Source organism: Kribbella sp. NPDC054772, assembly GCF_053611945.1.
The window spans coordinates 1-8340 of record NZ_JBSHBJ010000046.1 but is presented as its reverse complement, the minus strand read 5'-3'; the positions used below and the strand labels follow the sequence as shown (position 1 = coordinate 8340).

The 8340-nt window shown below is 68.5% G+C and carries 7 protein-coding genes; 3 read left to right on the top strand and 4 right to left on the bottom strand.

The window, feature by feature from the left end; all coding sequences use genetic code 11:
* Positions 1-203: 203 nt before the first annotated feature.
* Positions 204-1784, bottom strand: a complete 1581-nt coding sequence (locus tag ACWGID_RS38590; RefSeq protein ID WP_452204325.1) for a glycoside hydrolase family 10 protein — start codon at positions 1782-1784, stop codon at positions 204-206.
* 97 nt (positions 1785-1881) lie between these two features.
* Between ACWGID_RS38590 and ACWGID_RS38585 the strand changes: the two genes are divergently transcribed.
* Both ACWGID_RS38585 and pseI read left to right on the top strand, forming a co-directional pair.
* Positions 1882-2391 carry a GNAT family N-acetyltransferase gene (locus ACWGID_RS38585; RefSeq protein WP_452204324.1) on the top strand — a complete coding sequence of 170 codons (510 nt, stop codon included), beginning with the start codon at positions 1882-1884 and terminating at the stop codon, positions 2389-2391.
* On the top strand, positions 2388-3440 hold the full coding sequence (gene pseI, locus ACWGID_RS38580; RefSeq protein WP_452204323.1) for a pseudaminic acid synthase: 1053 nt from the start codon (positions 2388-2390) through the stop codon (positions 3438-3440). Before ACWGID_RS38585 ends, pseI begins: the two co-directional genes overlap by 4 nt.
* On the opposite strand, the gene ACWGID_RS38575 is transcribed toward pseI, so the two are convergent.
* Positions 3437-4150 carry a hypothetical protein gene (locus ACWGID_RS38575; protein ID WP_452204322.1) on the bottom strand — a complete coding sequence of 238 codons (714 nt, stop codon included), beginning with the start codon at positions 4148-4150 and terminating at the stop codon, positions 3437-3439. The two genes, pseI and ACWGID_RS38575, sit on opposite strands and share 4 nt — an antisense overlap.
* 272 nt (positions 4151-4422) lie before the next feature.
* On the opposite strand from ACWGID_RS38575, the gene ACWGID_RS38570 reads away from it, so the two are divergent.
* A complete protein-coding gene (locus ACWGID_RS38570; RefSeq protein WP_452204321.1) occupies positions 4423-5814 on the top strand; it encodes a class I SAM-dependent methyltransferase in 1392 nt (463 codons plus the stop codon).
* Positions 5815-5923: 109 nt separating this feature from the next.
* Here the strand turns inward: ACWGID_RS38570 and ACWGID_RS38565 are convergent, their stop codons facing one another.
* Together ACWGID_RS38565 and ACWGID_RS38560 are read right to left on the bottom strand one after the other, a co-directional pair.
* On the bottom strand, positions 5924-8071 hold the full coding sequence (locus ACWGID_RS38565) for a glycosyltransferase family 2 protein (RefSeq protein WP_452204320.1): 2148 nt from the start codon (positions 8069-8071) through the stop codon (positions 5924-5926).
* Positions 8068-8340: hypothetical protein (locus ACWGID_RS38560; protein ID WP_452204319.1), on the bottom strand; the 273-nt coding region annotated here is incomplete at its 5' end. The genes ACWGID_RS38565 and ACWGID_RS38560, both read right to left, overlap by 4 nt.

Below are 8340 nucleotides of genomic sequence, written 5' to 3'. Positions count from 1 at the left end.
TTGCTCCCTCTAGGGGGTCCCCTCCGCGCCCCTGTCGTCCTCCGCGCCCCCTCGGGGCCCCACGACTGGGCCGACAAGCACCGTGCCGAGCTTCCCGACCGGCCCACCCAGCCCGTCGGGAAGCTTTACGACACGTCCTGTCCCCGGCTCCCCGACGAGCATCCCGAGCCCGTCGTCGAGCTTCTCCGGCTCGACTCCCAGCGTCAGCGGATCGACACAGCTGGGATAGCGACGCTCTGGTTGGCGAGACGGTCCAGCGCGGTCACCGAATACATGTACGCCGTCCCCGGTGTCGCGGTCGTGTCGACGTACGACTGCGCGGCGCCGGTCGATCGCACCGTCGCGATCAGGTTGCGGGCGTCGTTGTCCGGGCAGTGGTCGCCACCCTTGAGCTCACGCCGGTAGATCGCGTACGACGTGGTGTCCTGCGACGTCCGCGACCACTTGACCTGCACACCGTCCGCGGTCCGTGTCGCGTGCACGGCGTGCGCCGGGAGCGGCGGCCGCGAGTCGAGCGCCGGCATCGCGGGGATCAGTGCCGGCTTCGAGTACCAGGTGGTGTTCAGCAGCGTGGTCGCACCGAGCCGGTCCGCCCGGACGTCCTTCGCGGAGAAGAAGATGTTCCCCTTCACCTCCGGAATCGTGCTGTCGAACGCGAGGTGGTCGCTCAGTTCCTTCGGGTCCGACCAGTCCGGCGACTGCGTCGACGTACCGACCTTGTACGTCGCCTCGCCGATGTAGAGGTGCACGTGCGTACCGCGGACCTGGTCGGCCCACCACGGGACGATCTTGTTGTAGTCCGCCGGCGCGAACCCACCGGCCCAGTAGACCTGCGGCACGATGTAGTCGATCCACTCCTCGCGCACCCACTTGCGGGTGTCCGCCGCGAGGTCGTCGTACGTCTGCACGCCGGCCGTGGTGTCGGTGCCCTCCGGGTCGGTCGCCTTGTTCCGCCAGACGGCGAACGGCGAGATGCCGAACTTGATCCACGGCTTGATCGCGTGCATCTTCTGGCTCAGCTCGCTGATCAGCAGGTCGATGTTATGCCGCCGCCAGTCCTGCAGGTTGGTGTAGCCGTCGGCGTACTGCGCGAACGTGGCGGCGTCGTCGAACGTCTGGCCGGCCACCGGGTAGGGGTAGAAGTAGTCGTCGAAGTGCACGCCGTCGATGTCGTACCGCGAGACCGCGTCCATGATCGCGTCCTCGACGAGCTTGCGGGCGGCCGGGATGCCCGGGTTGTAGTAGAGCTTCCCGCCGTACGTGACCACCCAGTCGGGGTGCAGCCGCGCCGGGTGCGTCGGGACCAGGGCGTTGATGTCGGTGCCCATCGAGAGCCGGTACGGGTTGAACCACGCGTGCAGCTCGAGGTTCCGCTTGTGCGCCTCGCCGACCGCGAACGCCAGCGGGTCGTACCCGGGGTCGCCGCCCTGCTTGCCGGTCAGGTACTGCGACCAGGGCTCCACCTTCGACGGCCAGAACGCGTCGGCGGTCGGGCGGACCTGCAGGACGACCGCGTTGTGGTGCTGCCGGACCGCGTCGTCGAGCCAGCCGATCAGCTCGCTCTGCTGCTGCGCGGCACTCAGACCGGTCTTCGACGGCCAGTCGATGTTCACCACCGACGAGACCCAGCTCGCCCGGAACTGCCGCAGCGGTGTGCTCGCGTTCGCCGTGCACTGCTGCTGATCCGCCGCTGTCGTCGGCGCCGCGGACGCCGTACCTGTCAGGCCGCCGAGCACCAGGCCCGCCGTCACGCCGAGAACACCCATCGATCGCCAGACTCTCATGTCACTCTCCGACTACAGTTCCGGTGAAGTGGAAAGATGTTTACACATCCAAGTGCCTCAAGAACAGCGCTCGATTGATTGGCGCTAAGTTAGATGCATGCTGCGCCCCGCAACCGATGACGATGTCGGCACGATCCGGAGACTGCGGAACCAGCAGGCCAACCGGGACGTGAGCATCACCGCGCACGAGATCACCGCCGACGAGCACGCGGCCTGGTGGGCGAAGACGTCCGTGGACCCGAGCCGCCAGGTGCTGATCTACCTGCGCGACGACGCGACCGCGGGCGTGGTGAACTTCTTCGACCTCGAAGGAACCACCGGATCCTGGGGGTTCTTCCTGGACGCCGACGGGCTTGCCGAGCGGGGCGAGACGCTGCCCGCGTGGATCGAGATCATGCGCGAGGCGACGGCGTACGCATTCGACGAGCTCGGTCTCGAGGTGCTCAGCGGCGAGGTGCTCGAACACAATGCCGTGGTCCGGCAGATGAACCGGCGCTTCCGGTTCGCCGAGGGTACGCCGCAGACGCGGTACGCCGACGGTCGCGAGATCACCGTGATTCCGATCAGCCTGCGCAAGCAGGACCGTAGACACCAGGGGAAACAATGACCAGCACCATCGAGATCGGCGGGGTGCCGGTCGGGCCGGATCATCAGCCGTTCGTCATCGCGGAGATGTCGGGGAACCACAACGGTGACCTGGAGCGGGCGCTGGACATCGTCCGGGCCGTCGCGGAGACCGGCGCGCAGGCGCTGAAGCTGCAGACCTACACCGCGGACACGATGACGCTCGACCTCGACCTGCCCGCGTTCCGGCTGCCGGCCGAGCACGAGTTGTGGAGCGACGCACGGCTCTACGACCTGTACGAGGAGGCGCACACGCCGTGGGCCTGGCACGAGCCGATCTTCGAGTTGGCGACGTCGCTCGGGATGGTCGCGTTCTCGTCCGCGTTCGACCAGACCGCGATCGACTTCCTGGAGAAGCTGAACGTCCCGGCGTACAAGGTCGCGTCGAACGAGATCGGTGACCTGCCGCTGGTCCGCGGGATGGCCGAGACCGGCAAGCCGATCATCATCTCCACCGGTTCCGCGACGCTGATGGACATCGACGCCGCCGTCCGCGCCGCCCGCTCGACCGGGAACGAGCAGATCATCGTGCTCTCCTGTACGGCGAGCTACCCCGCGCCGCCGGAGCAGTCGAACCTGCGCGGCATCCCGGTCCTTCGCGACGCACTCGGCGTACAGATCGGGCTGTCGGACCACACGATGGGCATCGGCGCCGCGGTCGCCGCGGTCGCCCTCGGCGCGACGGTGATCGAGAAGCACGTGACGCTGAAGCGCGTCGACGGCGGCGTCGACTCGGCGTTCTCGCTGGAGCCGTGGGAGCTCGAGATGCTCGTCGAAAGCACCCGCGTGGCGCAGCTGTCCCTGGGCGAACCGGTCATCGGCCCGAAGCAGGCGGAACAGAACGTCCTCCGCTTCCGCCGCTCCCTCTACGTCACCCAGGACGTCCGGCCCGGCGACGTGGTCACCTTCGAGAACGTCCGCTCGGTCCGCCCCGCGGGCGGCCTCGCCCCCGACGCCTACTCCCAAGTCGAGGGCCGCCCGTTCCGCATCGCCGCCAAAGCCGGCACTCCCCTCACCTGGGACTTGCTCTAGCCTCTCAACGCGGCGGCCAGCCGATCACGAGTGACCCGAGCGAACGCCAGGAACGTGGCATCGCTCGCAGCGGTTCCCGTCATCCGGACCTCCACGACGTATGTCGGTGTCCGGTAGTACAGCCTGCGCTCGACGTAGCGGACGTCGGCGACCGGATAACTGGTCACGACGTACCGCGCGCGAACGCCGAACCCCGGCGCCGGGCGCTCGACCATCGAGGCACGGTCACGGCCGTCGAGCTGAATGTGCGCGCACTCGGCCGGGGTGGGCAGGCGCTGGTCGAGCAGCCGGTCACCGAGCGCGCCTGGAAGCTCAACGACACTTGCGAACACCTGCGGGCCGGTCAGGAGCGGCCCCATGGGCGCGCCGCCGTCCGTCAGTGCCGATGGCGTACCAGGTGCGACGAAGTCGCCCTTGATCCCCGGCGTCCCGTCGAACTGGATGAACTTCCGGCACAGCTCCGGCGAAACCTGCCCGGGCGGCAGTGGGTCGACCGCGGACCTCGCCGTCGCGAGCGGCGGGTAGATCGGGCCGAGCTTCGCCAGCCTTGCCTTCCCGTAGACGGACGGAAGCGCCGCCTCCAGCTGAGCAGTCCGGTACCGGAACTTGGCCGCGGGTGCCGGCGTGACCGAGGTCCGTGGGAGCTCGGTCCAGTTCGGCGACGGCACCGGAGTCGTCGAGGGCGTGATCGAGGGCGTTGCCGAAGGCACGGATGCCGAGTCTCCGGCCGGACGCACCCCGGACGCCGGCGGTTCGGCGCCTCGGCACCCGGCGAGCACCAGCGTCAGACACCCTGCCACAGCCACCCAGCGGAGCACCGAAGCCCCTTTCCTTGCGATCATGTCGTCGTGTCCGACGCATGCTACGCACGGAAGGGTCCGGCGTGACTGAGTATTTGTTGTTCCCCGGGCGGCATCATGTGTTGACGCGGTTTCAGGGGGAGTTCCTGCGGAGGTTCGCGGCCAGGACCGTGGTGTGGGCGGTGACTTCGGCCAATCACTCGACCACCAAGCGGAATCCGGTGGGGTTCGATCGGCGGGAGGCGGCGATCGAGCGGTTCAGTGCGGTGGAGGCGATCCGGTCGTTGGTGGTGGGGGTCGTGGACACGGCGCCGACGGACGAGTTCGCCGAGGTGACGGTGAAGGCGATCGAGGCCGGGACCGACGACCTGGTGCGGTTGACGGTGGAGAACACCGTCGTCGCCTGCTCGACGCCCGAGGTGAGCAAGTTGTACGAGCAGCTCGGGTACCAGGTGATCGGCGTCGAGCCCGAGGGGACGGCGCGGCCGTGGGACGTCCTGCTGATGATTGCCGCAGGCAACGAGCAGTGGAAGGAGCTCGCGCATCCGGCAACCGTCGACGTGTTCGAGCGGTACGCGCTGGACGCGCACGTCGCGCGCTGCGTGAACGACCCGGTGGTCGGCGATGACGGCGGGCTCACCACCACCCGCGACTACAAGACGTACGCCGACGCGTTCGAGACCGCCGCGGACCGGAAATGGCTGCAGATCAAGGACTTCGTGCGCCCCGGCCGGATCCTCGACATCGGCTGCGCGACCGGCGCGACGCTGCAGCTCGTCGATCGCGATCCACGGTTCCACGAGTCGGACCTGATCGGCGTCGAGGTCGCGCGGCACCTGTACGCCGAGTGCGTGCACAAGAAGGAACAGGGACTCTTCAGCAACCCGAACGTCTACTTCTACCAGCGCAACATGCTCGGCTCGGCCGTCTTCCCGGCGCGCTCCATCGACACCACGCTGACGCTCGCGCTGACGCACGAGATCTGGTCGTACGCCGACGGCTCTCGCCCCGCCACGATCCAGCGGTTCGCCGACGCACTGTTCGCGCACACGGCACCGCACGGTGTCTGGATCAACTCCGACGTCTGCGGACCCGACGAGCCCGACCGCCCCGTCGTACTGCGGCTCGACGACAGTGACGGCGAGAACCCGGACGACGTCACCGACCTCGAGGCGCTCGACGAACCGGCCGCGTACGTCGGGAAACTGTCCACCCGGGCACGGTTCTTCCAGTTCGCCCACGACTTCCGGCGGAACGCGCGGGTCCCGTTCGGGTACGACGTCAGCGGTGACAAGCTCACGCTCCGGCTGGCCGACGCGATGGACTTCCTCACCCGGAAGGACTACCTCGACAACTGGCTGAGCGAGACCCACGAACAGTTCTGCGGCCTGAGCTTCGCCGGCTGGACCGCGGTCGCTGAATGCGCCGGTTTCACCATCGACCCGGCCTCGCGGGCCTGGCGGAACGACTGGGTGATCGACAACCGCATCGCCCCGGTCGCGACCATCACCACCCCCGACGGCGACCCACTCGACTGGCCTGTCACCCACCAACTGATGGTCGCGCGCCGCTGAGAATCGGCAGCTCGACAGGAGGTGTCGCGTCGGATCGCCGCCCGTCACGCTCAGCGCAGCGTGCGCCCGCGCTGATTTCGCGGACACCTCCTGTCGAGCTGCCGGACTTCTACGCGACCTCGAGGTGCAGCGTTCCGGCGAGCGGGCGGACGGTGAGGGTGCGTTCGCCTTGGCTGATCAGCAAGGGCAGGTGGCTGGAGAGGAACGGTTCACATTGCACCGCGTGCGCCGTACCGTCCGGCCAGGTGGCGAACAGGATCCAGTCGGCCGGGTCCAGGTCGGCCATCTCCACGACCGCTGCCCAGCCGTCGTCCGACACGGTACGTCGGCACGCGACGTCCACGTGGTCGTCGGAATCGGGCAGGTAGCGCCGCCAGCTGAAGTCGACGTCACCCCAGTCCGGCCCGCGCACCACCAACATGTCACCGGCCGCGACGGCCGCGGTGGCGGTCATCCGGATCGGCGATTCGTGCAGGTTCACGTACCCGCCGGTCGAGCGGGTCAGCATCACCGCGCGCCCACCCTCGGCGTGTGAGACCAACCGGTCCCCGGCCGTCCACAGCAGCACCTGCTCGCGCCCCTCGGGCCCTCGCATCCGGAACGCCCGCGTCGTCCGCTGACTGAACGGATCGTCCGGGTTGGTCTCCTCGAGAATCGGCCGGATCGGCAGCCGCGCGGTGAAATCGCGGCCGTTGACCTCGAGCGGCAGTTCCTCCTCGCCACCCGACAACGGCCGGCTGACGAACAGCGACGGCTCGTCGAACGCCGACCGCCCGTGCAGCACCAACGCATCCGGCGTCTGCTCCACCGACGTCAACCGGCACGGATCCGACAACCGCCGTACGGCGAGCGCGCCGTCCTTGCCCGGACCGGGCTGGATCCAGCTCGTCCCGTCGATCCACGAGCCCGGCGGCCAGCCCGGGCTCCCGGCTCTCTGGCCACGCAACAGGTCTCGGCGCCGAACCCCACCGACCCGCATCCGGACGTCGAACTGCGACGGTCCAGCTGGGCATTTCGCGAGCAGTTCGCGGCTCACCCGAACCTCGAAACCGACCAGGCTCTGCTCGCCGCGAAGATCGGTCGCCGCGTACCGCCGTACCGGAAGGCGGTGGTGCCGGCCGCCGACGACCAGGCCGATGCGGAGTGTCGACGGCTTGGACTGCAGGTGGCGAATCTCGGCGGTGCCCTTCACCACCAGCTCACCGTCGATCCAGGTCACCTCCCGCACGCTCGTCGCCAGGGTCAGATCGGTCTTGTCGATCTGCAGGTGTTCCTGAGCCGTCGCAGGGTCGAGCGCGACCATCCGGAGCAACTCGATGTCGCCCGCGCGGAGGGCCGCGAACTGCAGCTGGGCCAGCCGCGGCGAGTTCGTCAGCACCGCATCGTCCAGTCGGTCGAGCAGCTCGGTGCTCAGCTCGATGAGGTGCTGCTCTTCCTCGGCCGGAACCGTGCCGAACGCGGACAGGATCGCGTGCAGGTCGATCTGCCGGAAGTGCGCGTGCACCCGGTGCCGGATGATCGGCAGCGCGTTCTCGACCTCGTCCAGCACGATGCCGGCCGAGAAGACCCGGTCGCGCATGTTCGCGAACTGGAACTTCTGCTGGGTGATCGAGTCACCGGACTCCCGCTCGCGCCAGAAGTACACGGGCGCCGCGATGGTGTCGACGGTGACCGCGTCCAGGTGCGCCTTGAGTGTGATCGGGTAGTCCTCGTACCGGATCGCCGGGAATTGGTAGCTGTTCTCGTCCCAGAACGACCGGCGGTAGATCTTGTTCCACACCATCCGGTCCAGCACCAGCTGCGGCGTCTCGGAGACGTGCGTGGCCTGCCGGTCGGCCGTGAACGCCTGCCCGTGCAACCACGACGGCCGTACGCCGTAGCTGTTGTTGAACCGCCGCGCGTTGCCACCCGCGAAGTCCGAACCGGTCCGGTCGAGCGACCGGATCAGCAGCCCGAACCCGTGCCGGGTGACCAGGTCGTCGCTGTCGACGAAGGTGACGTACTCCCCCATCGCGTGCTCGATCCCGGTGTTGCGGGCCGGACCGAGCCCGGCGTTCTCCTGCTGCACCACGCGGAACCGTGGGTCACGCCCACAGAATTCCTTCGCGATCACCGCGCTCTCGTCCGGTGACCCGTCGTCGACCAGGATCGCCTCGAAGTCGGCGAACGTCTGCCGTGCGATCGAGTCCAGACAGTCCCCGATGTACGCCCCCACGTTGTAGAACGGCACTACCACGCTCAGGCGCGGCCCCTTCACCGCTTCCGGATCCGGCGCGCGAGCTTCCGGGCCACGACCTTCGGCTTGCGGACCTGCGCGGCGTGGAAGAACACCCGCGACATCGCATAGGTGCGGGATCCGCGGATCCGCTCGTGGGCCGCCTGCAGGCGTTGGAGTTGCAGGCGCAGCTCGCGGATCCGGTTCTCGCGGGTATTCATCGCCTTGTTGCGGAACCCGAGCGTGCGCTCCAGACCGTAGACGTGCCCCTTGAGCTCGAACAGCTCGTGCTTGGCCTCTTCGGCCTCGGT